The organism is Streptomyces sp. NPDC037126, from assembly GCF_055605965.1.
In genome coordinates, this window is record NZ_JBVJTD010000013.1 from 240618 (window position 1) to 259473 (window position 18856).

At 69.1% G+C, this 18856-nt stretch carries 18 protein-coding genes and 2 pseudogenes; 7 read left to right on the forward strand and 13 right to left on the reverse strand.

Annotated features, from left to right (window positions below; translation table 11 throughout):
• The 7 genes and pseudogenes from ACZ7FF_RS26975 to ACZ7FF_RS27005 form a co-directional block, all read left to right on the forward strand.
• Positions 1–331 (forward strand): annotated as a pseudogene (locus ACZ7FF_RS26975) (hypothetical protein); the annotation flags it as partial.
• Complete coding sequence (locus ACZ7FF_RS26980; protein WP_058083010.1) at positions 328–519, forward strand: hypothetical protein; 192 nt, start codon at positions 328–330, stop codon at positions 517–519. The pseudogene ACZ7FF_RS26975 and the gene ACZ7FF_RS26980, both read left to right, overlap by 4 nt.
• 119 nt (positions 520–638) lie before the next feature.
• Positions 639–842 (forward strand): hypothetical protein, encoded by a 204-nt coding sequence (locus ACZ7FF_RS26985; RefSeq protein WP_058083009.1) that lies wholly within the window; start codon positions 639–641, stop codon positions 840–842.
• 263 nt (positions 843–1105) lie between these two features.
• On the forward strand, positions 1106–1501 hold the full coding sequence (locus tag ACZ7FF_RS26990) for a plasmid mobilization protein (RefSeq protein ID WP_351348561.1): 396 nt from the start codon (positions 1106–1108) through the stop codon (positions 1499–1501).
• Positions 1498–3216 carry a relaxase/mobilization nuclease domain-containing protein gene (locus ACZ7FF_RS26995; RefSeq protein ID WP_351348558.1) on the forward strand — a complete coding sequence of 573 codons (1719 nt, stop codon included), beginning with the start codon at positions 1498–1500 and terminating at the stop codon, positions 3214–3216. Before ACZ7FF_RS26990 ends, ACZ7FF_RS26995 begins: the two co-directional genes overlap by 4 nt.
• Positions 3217–3389: 173 nt before the next feature.
• Complete coding sequence (locus ACZ7FF_RS27000; protein WP_381079850.1) at positions 3390–3749, forward strand: hypothetical protein; 360 nt, start codon at positions 3390–3392, stop codon at positions 3747–3749.
• 77 nt (positions 3750–3826) lie between these two features.
• Positions 3827–4522, forward strand: a complete 696-nt coding sequence (locus ACZ7FF_RS27005; protein WP_381079665.1) for a hypothetical protein — start codon at positions 3827–3829, stop codon at positions 4520–4522.
• 61 nt (positions 4523–4583) lie between these two features.
• On the opposite strand, the gene ACZ7FF_RS27010 is transcribed toward ACZ7FF_RS27005, so the two are convergent.
• The 13 genes and pseudogenes from ACZ7FF_RS27010 to ACZ7FF_RS27070 form a co-directional block, all read right to left on the reverse strand.
• A complete protein-coding gene (locus tag ACZ7FF_RS27010) occupies positions 4584–5192 on the reverse strand; it encodes a hypothetical protein (RefSeq protein WP_470815032.1) in 609 nt (202 codons plus the stop codon).
• Positions 5193–5473: 281 nt separating this feature from the next.
• Positions 5474–6292 (reverse strand): SPDY domain-containing protein, encoded by an 819-nt coding sequence (locus ACZ7FF_RS27015; protein ID WP_470815076.1) that lies wholly within the window; start codon positions 6290–6292, stop codon positions 5474–5476.
• Between the two features lie 12 nt (positions 6293–6304).
• The gene (locus ACZ7FF_RS27020; protein ID WP_365170429.1) at positions 6305–6595 is read right to left on the reverse strand and encodes a hypothetical protein; all 291 of its coding nucleotides are present in this window, start codon (positions 6593–6595) and stop codon (positions 6305–6307) included.
• A gap of 373 nt (positions 6596–6968) precedes the next feature.
• Entirely contained in the window at positions 6969–7835 is an 867-nt protein-coding gene (locus tag ACZ7FF_RS27025) for a serine peptidase (protein WP_466386202.1), read from the reverse strand.
• Positions 7832–12253 (reverse strand): AAA family ATPase, encoded by a 4422-nt coding sequence (locus tag ACZ7FF_RS27030; RefSeq protein WP_470815034.1) that lies wholly within the window; start codon positions 12251–12253, stop codon positions 7832–7834. The genes ACZ7FF_RS27025 and ACZ7FF_RS27030 overlap by 4 nt, the downstream gene beginning before the upstream one ends.
• Positions 12254–12556: 303 nt before the next feature.
• Complete coding sequence (locus ACZ7FF_RS27035) at positions 12557–13546, reverse strand: ATP-dependent DNA ligase (RefSeq protein ID WP_470815078.1); 990 nt, start codon at positions 13544–13546, stop codon at positions 12557–12559.
• Between the two features lie 272 nt (positions 13547–13818).
• Positions 13819–13977, reverse strand: a complete 159-nt coding sequence (locus ACZ7FF_RS27040) for a DUF6233 domain-containing protein (protein WP_470815035.1) — start codon at positions 13975–13977, stop codon at positions 13819–13821.
• Positions 13978–14038: 61 nt separating this feature from the next.
• Complete coding sequence (locus ACZ7FF_RS27045; protein WP_351348534.1) at positions 14039–14530, reverse strand: hypothetical protein; 492 nt, start codon at positions 14528–14530, stop codon at positions 14039–14041.
• A gap of 18 nt (positions 14531–14548) precedes the next feature.
• Positions 14549–15409, reverse strand: a complete 861-nt coding sequence (locus ACZ7FF_RS27050) for an SPDY domain-containing protein (protein ID WP_470815038.1) — start codon at positions 15407–15409, stop codon at positions 14549–14551.
• Positions 15410–15437: 28 nt separating this feature from the next.
• Positions 15438–16058, reverse strand: coding sequence for an HAD family hydrolase (locus tag ACZ7FF_RS27055; RefSeq protein ID WP_470815039.1), 621 nt, complete (start codon positions 16056–16058; stop codon positions 15438–15440).
• Positions 16055–17221: pseudogene (locus ACZ7FF_RS27060) on the reverse strand (MFS transporter); the annotation flags it as partial. The gene ACZ7FF_RS27055 and the pseudogene ACZ7FF_RS27060, both read right to left, overlap by 4 nt.
• Positions 17209–18435, reverse strand: a complete 1227-nt coding sequence (locus ACZ7FF_RS27065; RefSeq protein WP_470815079.1) for an ATP-grasp domain-containing protein — start codon at positions 18433–18435, stop codon at positions 17209–17211. The pseudogene ACZ7FF_RS27060 and the gene ACZ7FF_RS27065, both read right to left, overlap by 13 nt.
• A gap of 91 nt (positions 18436–18526) precedes the next feature.
• Positions 18527–18847 carry a hypothetical protein gene (locus ACZ7FF_RS27070; RefSeq protein ID WP_208898255.1) on the reverse strand — a complete coding sequence of 107 codons (321 nt, stop codon included), beginning with the start codon at positions 18845–18847 and terminating at the stop codon, positions 18527–18529.
• Between the last annotated feature and the right edge of the window lie 9 nt (positions 18848–18856).

Genomic DNA, 18856 nt, shown 5'->3' on the forward strand with positions numbered 1-18856 from the left:
CGGGGACCGGAGGGCCCAGGTTCCCCTGCGCCGGACGCCGGCCCCCAAGGCAAAGGGGAAGAGCAAGCGCAGTAGCCGGTCCCGCGGCCCGCAGGCTCAGCGTCCGGCGCGTGAGCCGGAGCAGGACATCGACCAGCTGGTCGAGCTGATCCGCCCCCACGTGCCCGCGCTGCTGGAACGGGACGGCAACGCGGCCGTGACTCGAGTCCAGCTCAGGGAGATCATCCGCCGCGAGAAGCTCCCCGGCGGCCGAAACGACCGACTCAGCCTGGTCCTGGCAGCCCTGCGCAGCCCAAACAGCAACACGACGACAAGGAGCACCACACCATGAGGACCTGCCCGCAGTTCGCCGCCATCCGTGAGGAATACGAGCGGGAGATCGGCTATCTGAGCGCCCACTCCAGGCGGCATGCCGGCAAGCCGTCGGCGAAGGCCAGCTCGACGTACGCCGCTTCAACGAAGGCGCGGATGGCCCGGGCGCTCAGCGGCCACGTCGGACGCTGCCCCGAGTGCGGCTGACCCTGCAAACCAGCAGGTCACTCCCCCTGTCCCCCTTTGGTGGCCCGGCGCACCCCGGGCCACCGCCCCGTACCGAGAGGCATCCCGTGGTTTCCCACCCCAACCCTCCGTCGCGGCACATGGCCACCGAGGCGGCTGCGTGGGCCACCGTCCTGGTCCGCCGGCACCTCGTCTACGCCATGGTGCCCGTCCCGACCGGCCAGTGGCTCGTCCAGCAGGTGCCGAACGGGCCGGTCCAGCTCCTGCACGGACCGGCCTCCGTTCTCGATCTGGCCGCCACCATCCAGCGGCAGCTCCGTACGGCGAGGCCCGACAGCCGATGACGAACCCGAACGAGAACAGCGCCACCCCGGATCCTGCTCGGGACCCCAACTCGGTCTGGGGGCGAGCAAGTTATCGCAAGAGCATTGCTCCCGTCGGGAGCAATGCTCTTGCCTCCCCCGCCTCTGGAATGGCGGGAGCGGACCGGCACCGGGAGGTGCCGGTCCACCAGGATGCGACCGAGGGCGGACCGCATCCAGAAGGGGGGCTGCCGCACACGTGCCACACCGCGTACTGCGAGCACGCCGCGCCGCCGAAGCCACACGTGCGCCAGCGCGAGCGCCTGCGTGACGAGCACAAGCGCATGCGTCAGCCCAGCTGCCGTATGAACGACGACGAGTACCAGCTCCTCGTCCGCGCCGCGTCCGCCTGCCGCATGAGCGTCGCCAGCTTCCTCGCCTACGCCGCCCTCAAAGCAGCCCGTGACCTCGACCGCGCCGCTGCCGAGATCGCCACCGAACGAGAAGTGCTGACCGAGCTGTTCGCCGTACGCCGGCACCTCGGCCAGATCGGCAACAACCTCAACCAGGTGGCCAAGGCCACCAACGCCGGCGCCGACGTCCCGCACACCCGAGCCGTCCTCGACGCCGTCCACCGCGCCGCCAAGCGGGTGGAGACCTTCACCCAGCACTACCTGGACACCGAGAACCACGTCGCATGATCCCCAGAGTCCACAAGCGCGGGACACGCACCATCGGGCTGCTGTACTACCTGTACGGGCCGGGCACGCACGAGGAACACGTCGACCCGCACCTCGTGGCCGCCTGGGACAGCCTGGCGCCAGACCCCGGCCGCGACCCGCAGGCGACGTACACGGAGTTGCAGAAGCTCCTCGACCAGCCGGTCGAAGCCCTCGCCCCCAGCCGTCGCCCGGCCAAGCATGTGTGGCATCTGTCGGTGCGTGCCGCGCCAGAGGACCCCGTACTCTCCGACGAGCAGTGGGGCGAGATCGCCCGGCGCATGGTCGCGGCCACCGGCATCGCCCCCGACGGCGACGCCGCCGCCTGCCGCTGGGCGGCCATCCGCCACGCCGACGACCACATCCACATCATCGCCACCCTCGTCCGGGAGGACGGCCGTAGGCCCCGCCTGAACAACGACGCGGGACGCGCTCAGGCCGAAGCCCGTCTGATCGAAGCCGAGTACGGCCTCAAGCGGCTCAACACCGGGGACGGCACCGCCGCCCAGCGGCCGACCAGCGCCGAGCGCCACAAGGCCGAACGACAGCAGCGGGAACGCACCCCGCGCGAGGAACTGCGTGAAACCGTTCGCCGGGCCGTGGCCGGAGCCACCGGTGAGAGGGAGTTCTTCGACCGGCTCGCCGCTGCCGGCCTGCTCATCCGGCGGCGGATCGCACCCTCCGGTGACCTGCTGGGCTACACCGTCGCGCTGCCCGACGACCGCAACAAGGACGGCGAACCCATCTTCTACTCGGGGTCCAGACTTGCCCCGGACCTGTCGCTGCCCCGCATCCGCGAACGCTGGTCCGCCGACGACGACCAGGCCAGCGGTTCAGTCGCTGCGCCGTCACGCACGGCGCCCGGCGCCCCGTCCACCGCGCGCCGCGGCACTGCCTCCGCGGCATGGCAGGCACTGATCGTCATCGAGGAAGGCGACGACGCGGTCGCCGCCGCTCACATCGCCTCGGCCGGCGAGGTCCTGGACGCGCTCGCCAAGACCTCCGCCGCCCACACCCGGACTCAACTGCGCGAGGCCGCCCTCGCCTTCGAGCGGGCCTCCCGTTCGCACTTCCGGGCCGAGCGCGGCCACGACCGGGCGCTGCGGCAGGCCGCCCGCGACCTGGTCCTCAGCGGGCCCGCGCTCGGCCGCGGGGAGGACGGGGCAACCACCGCGATGGCGATCGACATGTTGTTCTTCCTCGTCACCGCGGCCATGCACTGGCACGCGAAGAAGGGCCACGCTCAGCAAGCTGCCTCCGCCCGTCAAGCCGCCGAACACCTTCGTGCCGCCTACCAGGCCGCCGCCGCCCAGCCGCTGGGCGCCCTCTACCAGCGCGGCCGGCGCCTGGGCCACCCTCTCCTGCAGCGGCAGACGGCCGTGCTGCGTGAGGCTGTGCCGGAGTTGGCGGACCAGGTCCTGGCCGAGCCCGGCTGGTACGCGCTCGCAGCCACCCTCGCCGACGCCGAAGCCGCCGGCCACAACGCCACCGCGCTCCTCGCCGATGCCGCCGGACGCAGGGAACTCGACACCGCGGAATCCGTCAGCGACGTGCTGGTTTGGCGCCTGCGCCGTAGTGCCGACCTGCCCGCCGACACCAGCAATGCCGTGACCGCCGACCGCGGGACGGAGCACCTGACCAGCCGCACCGGACGCGCGGAGCAGGGCCGGACCACCGCCCGGCGAGGCCGGTCGTGACTGTGGACTTTGCGAGTTGAACAGGTCACATGCCTTCGAGGACGATCATGACGCGAGCAGGACGAGGCGCAGGAGGAGCCAGCGTGTTTGATCGGATACGCCGCCGCAAGCCGGATGCGTTCGACATCGAGATGCAGCGCCGGCACGAGGAGATGTGGGAGATGTGGCAGCGCATGCCCCTCCCCACGCCTCCGATGCCGCAGCCTGGCGTGCAGCTGTCCGAGCCAGTGGCCGAGGTGGACGACTTCCTGCCGCCGGATCTGCGGGTCCCGAGCCACGACCAGGTCGCCGGCCGGATGATGCCCTGGCTGCGGCCTCTCGTCCTGGACGGCGAGGTCGTCACCTGCGCGGAGTGCGGCGCGTACCGGGACTGGATCATCATCTCGACCCAAGATGAGATTTGGCTGCGCTGCCGCGCCGGTCACCAGCAGCAGGAGAGGCGCCTGGACACGGCCTGGTACAACCGGAACTCCGCGCCGGTCGATGCCACGCACGCCACGTTCGAGGACTGCCTGCGCCACCTCGGCCACTGACCCCTATACCCCTACGACCCCACAGGGCCCACTGGCCCGCACTGCCCAACCTTCTCCCAGAACCAAGGGGTCAAGTCGTGCGCGTTCGCGTCGCCACCACCGCCGTCGGCATCACCGCCGTTGCCCTGCTCGCCCTGCCCGCCTGCTCGCCCCACAGCGCGGCACTTCCTGCACCGTCGTCCTCCGCCGCCTCCGGCAGCCCGGCCGTCAATGAGGTGAACAGCACCCCACTGTCGTCGGCCGCACTCACCGCCCGCCTGCTCGACGAGAGCGACCTGGGCAGCGGCTACACCCGCAAGGCCGAGCTCCCTGCACGGCATGACGACGTCACCGTTCTCGGCTGCCCTGCCCTCTCCGACCTCGGCGGCGAGGCGGCCACCGGAGGATCGCTCGACTTCCCCCGCCAGGCGAAGACCTCCTTCACCTACGCCGGCCACAGCGACTCCGAGGTCTCGGAGGAGCTGTACAGCGACACGCCCGCCAAGCTGTCCGACGGCATGGTCGAGGTCTTCGACGCCATGGCCGGGTGCCCCGAGTACCAAATCCTCGTCGGCGGCTCCGCCGTTGACATCGCCACCCAGAAGACGGCATCGCCCCACCTCGGCGAGGAGCAGTGGAGCCAGCTGCTGGCCTTCTCCGCCGGCGGACACGACAGGGTGGTGAAGCAGACCGCGATCCGCGACGGGAACGTCCTCGTGGTCGTTTCCGGTTCGCCCGCTCTCGTCGACCGGCACCTCGACAAGGCCCTCACCAAGGCAACCGCAGGCCGCTGAAAATCCCACTGCTCGGTGCCCCGCCCCGCGCGTTCCTGGCGGGGCACCGTCGCATGGCCCTTCATTCACATCGCAGCGAGCCGCGCTGGACCTCGTACGCCCACCCGCGTGGGACAGGCCGTCCTTCGTCGAGCAGTAGGGCCTCGTACGTGTCGCATATCAGCCGGAATGCAGCGTCCTCCGCGGCCAGGATGTCGATGCGGTAGGGGCCGGCGACGTATACGGGGCGTCGTTCGTCACTGGTCCCGGCCCACTCCAGACGGTGCCTGAATTCTTCAGACAGTTGATCGTCCGGCTGCCGCTGTCTGAAGTTGCGCACCTGGGGCTGTTGCAGGTTGCCGACACCCATGGCGTACTCGTCGAAGTGCTCGATTACATCCCGGGCGTGTTTTCCGCCCGGCACCGCACGGTCGAATGCCTCAAGGGCGTCGCTGACCAACTGCCGAGCTGCTTCTGTCTTCACGTGTGTGCGTGTCATCTCGACGCCCCGCAAAACGTGGCGTAGTGCCATCACCGTATACGGAGCGTCTATGACGGCCCGGCCGGAGTCGCGTTCATGGGTAAGCCTGTGAACGTCCAGAGCCACCTTCCGGTGGGCCATAACGGCAGACGAGTGTCCGATGTTGGCTCCGTGCTCGGTTGGCCGCCACGCGCTCTCGGCTTCGCTCATTCTTTCAACTCCCCGTGCCTTCCTGGGCGAACAGGTCAGCCTACGGCGCCAACCCATACCCGTGCGGCGCTTTATTCGTATCTCTGGCGTTCTTGATGAGCGCAAGACATGTGACGGGTGCGCGAAAAGGCCCGGACACCTTCGAGGGTGTCCGGGCCTTTCGATAGCACGCGGAGGGCCGCTAGGTACATGCCCCATTGAGGGCTCCGACCAGTCGATGCCACACAAGGGCCCTGACCTCATTTCTCCTCTCTGTCCCTGTGGGATCACGACGCGTGGCGTCAGATGGCCGGAGCGCGCAGGAGCCGGTCTTCGGTGCTCGCGGGAAGCGCCCGGCGCAGGACCGGTGCGGTGGAGCTGATCGAGCCTGCGAAGGCGGCGACCAGGTCGTGGGGGACGCTGGAGCTGAACGACGCGGCCCACAGGCATCGTGCGCCGAGCACTGGCTCGGCCCATGCCTGCCACCCGTCCAGGCTCGTCCCTGTGTCGTCGGTCAGGGTGCGCGGGTCGGCGTCCTGAATGAGGGCCGGCACCGTGCCGTAGCTGATGTGGGAGGTGAAGGTCGCGTCCATCGCTCCCGCACGGGGCTGGTCGATGTCGAGGAGCCAGCCGTGAGTGGTGACGGCGTCGAGGACCAGCTCGGTCTCGCCGAACTTCTCGGCCGGGCGCTGCCGTGCGTCGAGTGCGACGAGAAAGTCGACGACGGCCTCTCCGGGGACGTCGGGGGTGAAGTACGCGGACCACTGCGCGAGCGGACTGGCCGTGTCCGTGCGAGCCGACACGTGCCAGGCGACTGGCAGGTCCCCCAGCAGGAACGGCTCGTCCGCCAGAACCCACTGGGCCCATCGGAGGGTGTCGGGGCTGAGGTGCAGGACGGTGCTGCGTACGACCTGTCGGTCCTCCGGTACCTCGTCCGGCTCCTGCCGGCCGCGGACCATCGTCAGGCTCATCCAGCCAAGGCCGGTGAGGGTGTCGGCGACGGTGTCGTAGAGCCGTCCGTCGTCGCCGGCCAGGTGGCGGGGGCCCACCCAGTACGCGGCCTGGGTCCGATCGGGTGCGGCGGGGTCGAGGGGGAAGTCGGGATTCAGGGGCACCTCCAGGATGATGAGGATCTACTGGCCGCCGCGAGCCGTGCGGCGGGGCCGACGCGGTGGCTGGACGGGAGACTGCCAGGCCAGCGTCACGGCTACCTCGGGCGGCAGGACACCGAGCTGGCTGTGCTCATCGCTGCCCTCGGCGAGATGGACGACCGTCTGCCCGGCTGCGTCGAAGGACTGGACGACCTGGGCGAGGCGGTGCTCCATCGGGAAGAACGGGTTGATCGCCTGCCGGACCGGGGCGTCGCGGTCGCAGGCGGACAGCAGGTCGATGAGATCTCCAACGGTCATTTCCGTAGACGGCACGGACAGGCTCCTTGCATGGGGATGGGTGGCCAGCCAATAGGCAGAGCTGGAGCATGGCGCGCTGCACGCGTCGGGCGGCTCCGGCACCTCTGGACGGCGACGCAGCATGTCGGCCGGCGTCTCGGAATGAAGGAACCTCGGGAGAAGCGGCTAGCGGCCGACCGTCACGCGCCATCACCTTCCTGACCTGGCGCTTTTCCGGGAAGGTCGTCTACGTTGACATGCCGCTGGAAGTGTTGGCCAGTCCTTCGCGGATCTTTCCTGTCTGCCCCAGGCGAACTACTGTCCTTTGCCATTCAATCGAGTCGCTTGCCTGCGTGGAGGGGCGTTACCTGCGACGCCGGATCATTTAAGACGCAGACTGCCGAAAGTCTCAGGCGATCTGGTCCGGGATCGTCGGGTTGTGGACGAAGGGAGTGATTGCCGCAGCGGTGAGCGGGGAGGACAAGTACGCTCCGAAGGTGTGGAAGTCGATACGGCCAATCGGAGTGTCGGCGTGCTGGTCAACGGGGAATCGGTCGCCGAGCCGATGAGGAATCGCGACGAGGTCACCTGTGTCGGCGAGGTTCACCCAGTAGCGGACCCCGGCAGGCCGGGCACCCCGATCGGCGATTGGCGCGGGCACCAGGTGATCGAAAATCCCGCCCGGCAGGCCCAGGGGGGAGCCCAAGGTCACGAAGCAATCCACGGTCAATTCCGGGTGGGCATGGAGAGCCTCGTACGCGATGACGGAGCCGAGGGAGTGCGCTAGCACCACGTGGGGGCGGACCCGTCGGATCGACTCGGCCACGGTGGACCGGGCGGCAGCCCGTACCTGCGGAACGTGGAGGTAGCGGCGGACCTCACCGGCCAGTTGGACAGCGAGCCGAATTACCGTACCGATGGGGATGTTGCGGCGTCGGGAAAGCCAGGACAGGACCTGCCGCAGTGGTGCAGTAATCAGTCCCTGCCGTTCCTGGAGGGTGGGTGAACCTAGGGCCAGCGCCCAGGCGATGACGATGGACTGTTCTCGATCGTCGAGAGAAAGTACATCGGGCACGACGGCCTGCCGCTCCGCGGCGTGGGTGTGGTGAGCGTAGTACGCGACGTGCAGGGCAGGGAGTCGGTGGGCGCCCAGTCCGGCGGCAGTGAACCCATGCTGAAGTTTGAGCTGCCACTGTCCTGCTAGTTGGGTGGCTGCCTGTTCCGGCGACCGGCCGCTCAGGTGGTTGCCGATGCCGTGCACTGCGAGGATCGTCACTGCTCTGGTCCTTCCTCCGAGTGACAATGAACGGAGTAGGCCGGGAATCGCCACGGGCCGCCGTTGGTCACGCCGTTGACGTTGCTGATCTCGTACCAGTGTGCCTCCAGCCGCACGGCCTCAAATCCGTCGGGCGTCAGTACGTCGATGAGAGCATCGTGGAGTTCTGCCGTCGTCGCAGTGATGGGGCGGGCGTAGACCAGGCCGAAGGAAGGCGGCAGTCCTCCCTCCCATTCGTCGACGGTGTACAACTCCCATCCGTCTGCGCGGGCATCGCCGCATAGCAGTTCGCCCGGCAACCAAGCCAGGACGTGGGTGACGTGGACGGTCGGCCGCGTCGGGCGGAGTGCCGACGCCGCTGTGGTGCAGGCCCAGCCGAGGGCCGTGACATGGCCTGCCTTGCTGCCTACCAGCACGCCGCTCTCGTGGGGGGCGATCGTGTGCACTCGATCGGGCACTGGGGCCGGGTATCCGAGTGGATCGCCGGATTCGGCATCCCATGCCTGGACTTCCGCCTCGTTGACAGCGGCCACGAGTACCGGCCTGCCGTTTACTTGGCTGACAGTCATTACCTGTGGGCCGGCCACGGAGACAGAGCCCACGAGGGAGGCCGTCATAAGGTCCCAGATCCGCACTTGGTCGTCGTCCGACGATTGCTCGGCGGCGAGCAGGCGTCCTCCTTGCATCGCGATCGCTCCGGTCCGGTCCAGCATGATCGATTGCCGCAGGGTGCCGTCAGCCAGGGACCAGAGACAGACCCTGCGTTCGTTGTGGACGCTGATCAGGAGAGACTCGCCGCCGACGTCGCCCGCGACCAGCTCCGTGACCGGTCCGTCCACGCCGGTGAGGACGTGGGAAGGCGACTCCTTGCTCGTGTCCCACACATGAATATCACCGTCGGCACCGCCGACCACGGCCCACACTGAATCGCCTTGCGGCACAGCTGCCAGCGCGGTGGCCGGAGCGGGGAGGCGGACCGTTTTTTGCAAGGCGTCCTCACGGACATTCCAGGTGTCGAGCTCATTCTCCGTGGTTACTGTGACGACGTAGGACGCATCGCCGGCCGTCACGACGGCGGCATGGCTGAGCCCGCCCAGTTCGGTCAGTTCATGATCCTCGGCGCCGGTGCTCAGGTCCCAGCCCTTGATCTCGCCAGACGCGAGTTCGGCGCTGAGGACGAGTTCCGAGCCGCCGAGCCGGATGGTGCCGAGGATTGTGGCAGGGTGCCAGTGGTTTTGGCCGTGACCGAACTGCGGGCAAACGTCCAGGTCCCACACCCGCATGTTGCCGTCGCGATGGGCGGTCAGCGCGAGCTGAAAGCGGTCTACATGACGGATGTCAGCGAGTGTCAGCCCGCGGTCTTTGGCCTCCGTGACGAAGTGGACAGTCTCACCCTTCACCCTTACCGCATACATGCTGGGGTGGTAGGCGATAAGGGAGAACAGCGGGGTGCGCGCGTTGATGGGCTGAATCCGCACCTCCTGGAGCCGTCCCCCCGACGATATGATGACGGGCCGCTCGCCCAGATTCCGCAGCACCCTCGGCCCATGTGCCTGAGACTCAGCGGAAACGCAGTGGAAGGCGAGGGAGCCGTCTGCGGACTCCTCGCCGAGCAACGAACCGATGGCGGCGCCCCCGGCTTCGACAGTGTCGAAGATCCTGCCGAACGACTCGCCGAGCAGGCCGACCAGGCTGATCTCGCCACTGACTCGACCGACTGCAAGAGCCGTTTCGTCGCCGGTGCCGACGACCGCCAAGGCTGAGACTGTCGCGCCGTCGAGGCGTGTGTCGGCGACGAGCGCACCCGTTGCGAGGTCGTACAGCAGAAGAGCGTTTTGGTCAGTCACCGCGGCGATGACTGACCGCTCATCCAGATCCGCGATCGCCATTTGGGTGATGGCGCCCTTGTCTGTTCTCGGAGCCGAGAAGTACGGGACCGCGCTGTCAGGGCTCGGTGTGATGTCCCACGCTTGGAGGGAGCCATCGGTGCCGCCGAACACGGCGAGGAGCCGTCGATCGACGGCTCCCAGGGCGAGGGCTGACACGGCGGCGCCCAACTCGTCCTCGCTGATGACGTACAGCAGGGACTCCTCAGGCAAGCCCGTGCTCCAGTGCGTGCGGAGCGGGGTCCGTTCGTCGTGGAGACGGCATGCGAGCTCGGCCGCGTGGTAGGTCACGAGGCTCTGCTGAAGCCTGGCACGTCGCGTCTCCAGCGGTATGCGCTGGCCGAAGAGGCTGCCGAGGTCGGAGCGGTCGAATGCCTTCCGGTACGCGACTCCGGCCCGCCGCGCCGTGGGGGTCTTCGTCCTGTGGGCGGCGTCCCAGATGCCGGCGTGGTCGGCGCGGACTAGGTACTCCGGGTCTAGGAACAGCTGGTCGACCGCGGATCCGCCCGGGACAGCGACGGCATGCTCCATGAGATGTCGCAGCAGATACGGTGCGGCAAGGTCCCACCGAGGCCCTTCAGCGGCCCACCGCCCGGGGACGGTCGACAATAGCTCGTGAAAGAGCGTGTCGGCGAGCCCGTCGAGTTCGGCCCCGGCGTCACGGAAGTGCTCGGTGATCGTCTCGTGGAAGAACCGGTAAAGCTGACGTCCGTCCGAGTCGATGTTCGTTCGTAGATAGAAGCGGGCGGTAGCCAGCTTCTCGCGGGCCTCGGCCGGGGTCAGCGGGCGGAGCTCCTGACCCGCGGCCATGGCGGCAGCGGCGGCGGCTGCGGCCACAAGGTCCAGCGGCATACCCTGCCCTCGCGCTTGTGCCAGCCCCACCATCAAGTGCCGCATCCACGGGTCGCCGTCCAGCGTGGTCCGCAGGTGCAGTTCGAGCAGGTGCGGCAGGTTCTGCGGCAGTTGGGCGACCGCCTCCGCGGGATTCAGAGGTGCACCGGTTCGCAGGAAGTCGGCGAAGAGTGCTGCGACGAGGAAGGTGCTGCGATCGGGGCTATGAGCGATCTCGGTAGCGACCGCACGGGCTACGGACTCGCGAAGGGCCTGGTCGTTGTAACCGGGTGCGCTGTACAGGATGTCGGCGATGTAGGTCGTGAGGTCGTCCGCGAGGTCCTCGACATTGGAGGAGGTGTCCAGGTCGAGCACCATCGCGTGGTCACCGGGCACCTCGCAGAACCGGTGGCCGTCCGCCTTCGGCGGGCGCATCCCCACGAGTGCCCGGAAGGCGGGGCGGCCGTCAGAGCGGAGCGTGCGCAGGAGGTCGGGGAGCAGATAGCGGGCGATGTGGCCGCTCTCCAGGGCTTCGTCAATGGCATCGAGGATGAGTACCACCGGTTCCGGCAGGTCCTGGGCGATGCGTTTGAGGTCGTCTAGAGCTTGCTCACTGCTAGCGGCGGCTGGCTCCGCGTCCTCGGGAGACAGTTGAACCATGATCGATGCGATCACCTCGTCCGTGCTCCGGTGCCGGGCGTGGACCGCGACAAGAGTCGGGTACCGACGCTCTGGGCGGTACTGAGCACGAATGCGGCCAACCAGCCCGGTACTCAGCTCGGCGAGCTGGTTGTGTGCCAGGAAGACCGTCACCCCCAGTAGCGCCGACTTTCCGGCGCCAGGGCTTCCGGTGACCAGCAACAGGGGTTCGTCGCTCGCCAACCAGGAGCGAATCTGGGTCAGCTCACGTGTCCGTCCAGTGAAGAGGCAGCCCGTCATCGCAGCGGCGTCGTCCAGGCGGCCGGACGCCCGGGTGAGGAAGTGCACTGGGTCCAGGCCGGGGTCGAACTCCGCCGCCAGTTCCCGCACTGCAAACCGTAGTCGGCTCCGAAGACGCTGCCAGCCGTCAGTGCTGAACGCCGGGTTGGCGAAGAACTCCGGTACCGTCAACGAGGCAGCCCGGCGCGGCGAGTGCACCACGGTCTGCGGATACCCTTCGCCGAGGCAGACCAGCTCCCGCGCGATCTCGTCGGCGACAGCCTCCACCGGCACGTGGGACAGAGTGGGAGAGATGTCCCAGTGCCCCAAGCGGAGCCGTTCCAGCGCCTGGGCTGTGGCCTTGGTGAACCGTGCGTCGAAGGCGCTCTCGTCCGCCGTGCAGGCCGCAATCACCCAGGTCTTTCGGTCGCCCTCGGGAACGTCCTGGAATAGCTGGTAGTCCGTCGCGGCCCCTGCACCGCAAACATCGAGCAGGAATAGGACGGGAGATTGGTTGGAGCCGTGCTCGACCTCGTTCAGCCAACGGCCGACATCGATCGCCGACTCCGGGAGGTCGGTCGGACGGCTGTCGTGCACGGGCAGGTACAAGACCCGGCCACGAGAGACCCCGTGACCGGCAAAGTGAACGATACGCGGCCGGCCCACCGAATCGTGCCGCAGGTGCTTCCAGCTCTCCTGAACGCTGACCCAGTCCGCGTCGATCAACGGTTCACTGACGTTCAGCCCGTCGAAGCGCGAGAGCACCACGGCGAGTTCACGCACCTGCGGTTCAACCGACGGCAGCGGAAGCAACCCCTCCGACGTGGGACTCCACTCTCCGTCGACCGCGCTCTCGAAGGTCCCAACTCCAAGCAGAAGTGCTCGAACCATCATCCCCCCGTGCCCGCACGATTCAGTCTCCAGGCTATCGGGATCGAGGCTGCTCAGCCCTCACGACTAGATTCACTGTCAGAGAAGCCGAAACGGCTGGGTTCGCTGTCAAACGCCTCGATTGGATGACAAAGGACAACTACCGGGATTGCCTGCAACGCGCCGGTCCGTCATCTGCGGGCCCGGAGGCTCTGGTCATCCTGCGGACGGTATGGCACCCGCACCGAAGGGAGGCACGTCCCTGACGGTGACGTCCGAGCGAAGCCGGGCGAAACGAACCGGGTGGCGCCATCCCCCGCGGTCTTGAGACGTGTCGACCACGATCTCAGCCACCAAGTCGGGCTGGACCAGTACGACATCAAGTGGGGTACGCGAGCCCCACGAGGTGGTGAACCGCACGCCTTCCCATGGGTGGTCCGGCCCTGCAAGCGTCAGCTGCCCGGCCAGTTGCCGGGCGGCGTCCGGCCGCACCGGTGTGTTCCGGCCTACGGGACGCAGGACCCCGCTCTGATCGAAACGTCCCAGCAGCAGGGTCTGAGGGCGGCGCGGCGCGCCGGTGATCGCCCCCACGATGGCCTCCGTCGTGTCCCGACGGCGCACCTTGATGAGCGCTCGTGCTCCGGGGAGGTAGCGCTGCTGGCTGCCCCGGATCACGAGGCCCTCGATGCCGGGAACCTGGGTCCAGGAGGTAAACCACTCCTGCGCGAGGGCAATGTCAGTCGTCTCCGGGCACAGCCTCCAGGGATCACTCAGGCGGCGCTCGGTGAACATGGCCTCCAGGCAGGCACGTCGCTCGACGTACGGCGTCCGCAAGAGTTCACGCCCATCGATCTGAAGGGCGTCGAACACAACGAAGTGGGCCGGCAACTCCCCGGCAAGCCGGGCAGCAGTCAGCCCCCCGGAGGCCGCACGTCGCTGGAGGGCCTCGAACGAAAGTCGCTCACCGGCAAGTACGACCAGTTCGCCATCGAGGACCAGGCCGTGAGGCAGGCTGGACGCCGCGCTCACCAGGTCAGGGAACCGCCCCTGGATGAGAGTCCCCCGGCGAGACTGCAGCAGCACCGGTCCGGGCGACGGACAGGGAGTAAACAAGATCGCCCTGTAGCCGTCCCACTTCGGCTGAAATATGAGTTCGCCCGGGAGCGCGCTGGGCGCGGGCAGGCTGTCGCGGGCCTGCGCCAGCATCGGTTCCACCGGCGGTCGAAGCACCATGTCACTCCGAAGCACCAGCCGCCGGCGTGGGCTCAGCGGCGCGGCAGGCTGGACAGATGATCCGGGCATTACGACCGTATCGGTGAGTCAGCCCCTGGCAGCGTGGGCAATACCCGACCTCGTCGGGCGCACAGCCCAGCAGGCGTGCCGCGACGGACCGGTCTGTTTCCGGGTCGATGCGCTGAAGCACCCCGTCCATAGGTGCGAATATATCCGGCCACACGGGGGCGCGCGCACAGCGACGGTCACGCAAGATCCATACCCAGCTCGGTGTCCGGTCTGCAAAATACGCAGGGCTCGATGGCGGGATCGGTGAGCGCCGCTCGTGCCTCGTCTGTCCTGATCGGGTGCGGTGTGCCCTCGATCATGGAGCAGTCTGCGAGGTGAACGAGGGCAGGCTCCACGGTCGGGGTCTTCGAAGGGGTCGGGCAACAGAAAGGGATCCTGTCTGTGGGAATTTCGTGGTCAGCGGGCCCTCGCGGCGCTGCGTTGAGCCGCCGGCGACGGGACCGGCCGCGCCGTCCGGCCCGCGGCTCGGCTGAGGGCGGGTGCCGGCCACGTACCGGGGAACCACACAGCGCTGTACTGCTCGATCGCATCGCGCAGGCCGTTTGTGTGGGCCCCTTCCCACGGCACCCAGTCGGGTCGGTCCTTGAACTCCTTGAACGTGCCGTAGCCCGAGTTGTGCGGCTGAAGGCCGCGCGTGGAGTCGCGGTGATCGAACGTCCCGTGATCGGCGAACCGCAGAACGGTGACGTCCAGTTGCCCGCAGTCCTGGTGGAGGGTAGCGAGGCGGAGGCCGGCGTACTCGTTGGCCCATTGGGTGGGGCTGAAGTCGATCCGCAGCCGCAGCGGTCCCCCGGGTACGGGGGTGGCGTAGTAGGTGTCGCCGACAACGGCACTGTCGGCGAAGGGCAAGTCGAGTTGGGCGAAGAACTCGGGGGCGTGCATGGCCATGTGGGTCTCCCGGTGGTGTCAGCGGTGTGGCCCGGCCAGCACGGGTCGGCTGGTGGTGCTCCAGCGTGGGACGCTGGCAGCGGGCCGGGCGGTCGGGCGGCGGGTGACGGCACGCTGGACATCGAGCGGGGTCGGAGCCGGCGGGCTCGGCGGGACGATGGAGGTGACCTGGCCCTTGCTCTTGACGTAGCTGTAGGTGTCCTCGCGCCAGCGAGGCAGCGGCGCCGGGCCGGAGACGCACTCGGTGACGGCCTTGAGCAGAGCCACGGGGGTGTCCGTGCTGGCAGTGGCGTACCAGTAGGGCCGGTCGATGGAGGTGCCGGCCCACAGCTGCCAGCGTGCCCCACGGGTGGTCAGCTCGGTTTCCGGGTCGAGGTCGCCGGTGGTGTATTCGAGCCCGGCCAGCTTGTCGGGTGACTGGACGGCGAAGACGCCCCAGCGGGGCCGGTCGATGAGCCAGCCCCGGTTGATGAGTGGTGCGACCGCGAGGAAGGGGTCATGGTCTTTGTCCCCCGAGAGGGGTCTGGCCAGGTAGCTGTCCGGCCCCTGCTGATATGCCTCGGCGAGCGCGGTGGTGAAGGCGGTGACGAACTCCGTCGGACAGGAGTCGTTGAAGCACACGCCCCAGACGGGCGGGCCGAAGGGGTCTTTGTAGGCGTTGATGCGCCACAGGCCGTCGTCCTCGCCCTCGGGGAGGTAGCCGAGGCGGACCTTGCTGTCGGGCGCGGTCAGGTAGGCGTTGCCGAGATCGTCGTGGCGGAGTTCCCAACCGAGGTTGCGCAGCGGGTCGAGGCCGGGATCGCCGATCGCGGTGGCGCGGGCAAGGTAGCGCGGGGAGACGTAGACGTCCCCGTCGATGGTGTCGTCGTGAGGTAGCACAGGATCCTGGACAGTGAGGTGGGGCGGTTCACGCCGTGGGGAGCAGTGCCGCTTCAAGGACGGCGGGCCGACCGGTGTAGTGCAGCGCGGTCAGCCCCAGGCTGCGAGCGGCCTGGCAGTTGTCGGCGCGGTCGTCTACGAACAACACGCGCTCCGGGTTGCGGGCGCCGGTGGCCGCAAGGGCATGGTGGTAGGCGGACGGGTCGGGCTTGCACGCCTCCAGCCGGGCCGAGTACAGGGCCTGGGTCATCAGCTGCTGCCAGTCGTGGGTGTCGAGCACGTCGCTGAGGTGGCGGGGTGCGTTGGACAGGAGCACCATCGGCAGTCCCTTCCGGTGGACGCGGCGAAGGACGGCCAGGACGTGCTCGTCCGTTCCGGTCCACATGTCGGTGTCCGCGGTGAGGAGTTCGCGCAGGAGCCGGGGGCCGGGGTGGGAGCCGAGGACGCGGGCCCAGTACGCCATGTCGCTGAGCTGGCCGGCGTCGTAGGGTTCGCGGGCACTCCAGAAGGCGCGCTGGAAACCGGTGAGGTCGTCGTCGGGCCAGGACGCGGTGCGAGCGAGGCGGAGCCACTGGCTGCGAGTGGGCTGCAGGCCGATGACGCCGTTGTAGTCGAGGATCACGGCGTCGAGGCCGGTGTGGCGGGTCAAGAGGTGGTGTTCTCCAGGGCGCGGTGGGCGAGGAAGGCGATGGCGGCTGCGAGGAGGGCGGGCAGCAGAAGTGCCGTGGACAAGGTGGTGGTGCTGGCGAGGGCACCGATGAGTGCGGGGCCGGCCAGCAGGCCGAGGTAGCCGGTGACGGAGACCGCGGCCACGGCCTTCGGTCCGCCGGTCCCGGCGGCGGTGATCAGGCAGGGGACCGTGCCGGACAGGCCGAGTCCGAAGACCGTCCAGCCGGCCAGGGCCGCGGGCACGCTGTCGGCCAGGACACCGACCGTCAGGCCGGTGGCGGCGAGCAGTGCGCCGGTACAGAACACGGTGGGGGCGCCGAAGACGGCGGTGAGCCGGTCGCCGCTCAGCCGTCCCAGGGCCATGGCGGCGCTGTAGAGGGCGAACGCGCTCGCTGCGACGGCCGTGGTGGCGTGCAGGGAGTGAGCGTGCACGGCGGCCCAGTCGGCTGCCGCCCCCTCCCCCAGCAGACTTGCGGCCGCCAGTGCACCCAGCAGCCACAGCCTCGTGGGCGCCAGTGTCGCCTGGGCAGCGCCGGAGCCGGCGTTGTTGGACGTCAGAGGTTGATCGGTGCCGTGCAGGGCGAGGGTGCTTGGTCCGGCAGCGAACACAACAGCGGTCAGCGTCAGGCCGGTGGCGAGGAACAGGGTGTGGTGGCTGATCGCGGCGGTGGCGGCGGCCAGGGCGGCGGCGGCCAGCGCGCCGAGGGAGTAGGCGGCGTGCAGGGAGGACATGATGGGCCGGCCGTAGGCGTTCTGGCAGCGCACCGCCGCGGAGTTCGCGGCGACGTCCAGGACGCCGTGCGCGATGCCGAAGGTGAGCGCCGCCGCGAGCAGCGAGGCCAGGGTGCGGCACTGGCCCAGCACGGCGAGAGCCCCGGCGAGGCCGACAGCTCCGCCCATCAGAAGCACGGGAAGCCGCTTTGGCCGGGCGAGGCGGCCACCGGTTTGCAGGCCGGCGACCATGCCGAGGGCGGCGGCGAGCAGGACCCAGGACAGCTGGGCGGTGCTGAGGTGGGCGGCGTGCTGGACGGCGGGCATCCGGGCGCCCCAGATGGCCATCACCACGCCCAGGCCGAGGAAGTAGCCGGTCAGCAGCATCCGGCTGCGGCGGGCAGCGGTGGTGGGACGGCTCACGCGGCGCGACCTCCGGTGCCAGACGCATCGCCCGCGAGGGGCGCGATGTCGATGTGGAGGCGGCGGGCGGCCTGTTCGGCGCGTGCTCGTGCGAGGTCGGCGGTGGGAGCGGTGGTGATCAGGTAGCCGATGCGGGCGGTGAACATGGTGCCGCCGTCGGCCGGGAGGAGGAGTGGGTCTCCGGCCTGGTGCTGGAAGTGGACGCGTTCCAGCCAGCGCGGGCAGATGCCGTCGAAGTAGACGCGGCGCAGGGTGCCGGAGACGTCCGGGTAGATCAGCTGGATCGCGGCGGCCGAGGAGCGGTTGGGGGTGAGATCGGGTGCCCGGCCGCAGGCGATGTCGGCGGCGGCGCGCGGCAGGTCGATGCCGGTCGCCAGGTGCACGAGGTGGCCAATCATGTCGCCGGCGATCCGGCCGTTGACCTCGACCAGCCTCGGCTGGCCGTCGACCAGGCGCATCTCGACGTGGCTGACACCGTCGGTGATCCCCAGAGCGCGGATCGCGGCGCATGCTGCGGGGGCGACCACGTCGAGCAGCGGATCAGCGGCGTCCACCACGTGGGCCAGTTCCTCGAAGTACGGCGGGTCGCTGACCGTCTTGCGGGTCACCGCGACCACGGTGGTCTTGCCCCGGTAGGTGACGCACTCCACCGACACCTCCGGCCCGTCGAGATACTCCTCGACCAGCACGCTCGTGCTCTCTTGCCCCAGACCGGCGGCCTTCTTGGCGAACGCGTACGCGGCCGTGAGCTGTCCGGGGGTGTCGGCGCGGATCACGCCGATGCTGGCCGCGTGCGCGGCTGGCTTCAGCACGACCGGGTAGCCGATCCGCTCGGCCGCCGCCTCGGCCTCGGCCTCGGTGCGTACCGTCACCGAGGCGGCCGACGGGACCCCGTGCTGGGCGAACAGGCTGCGCGAGACGGCCTTGTTGCGGCACGCCTGCATGACCTCGGGGGTGTTGGTGGGCAGGCCGAGCCGGCGCGCGAGGCGGGCGACGGGGACGAGGTACCACTCGGTCCAGGTGAACACGCCTGCCAGGTCGTAGCGGTCGGCCAGCGCCTGCCCGGCGGCCGACAGCTGTACCGGGTCGGCCGGGTCGGGCACCACCACGCAGTCACGGAGATAGGGCACCTCCCACGACGGCTCCTCACCGGTGATCAGGACGACGTCGTAGGCGGCGGCCACGGACTGGAGGCAGTAGCCGCGGTACGCCTCGGCTTCCATGTCGGCGGCGGCGACGACCAGGATGACAGGACGGTGGGACAAGTACGAACTCCTCAGAGATCAACGGGGGATGAAGGGGCCGAGGGAGGCTTTACGGGCTGCGTCGGCGGCGGACCTCGATCACGGACGCCCACTCCGGGTGGGCGGCGAGCAGCCTGCGCGCGTAGAGGGCGGTGTAGTTGTTGTTCAGGCCCTTGACCCCTGCTGGCTGGCGCCAGCGCAGGGCCTCGAACAGCGCCTTCATCCCGACTCGCTTGGCTCCGGCGGCAAGACGTTCCTCAACGAGCCGTTCCAAAGACCGGTAGATCCAGGGGTACTGGGCGTCGAAGGCGCGGAACTGTTCGGTGATCGTGGGTCCGTCCCGGTACGGGAAGTCGAGGCCGGGCAGTCCGTCCTGCACGGTGGAGGGCATGCGGGCAGC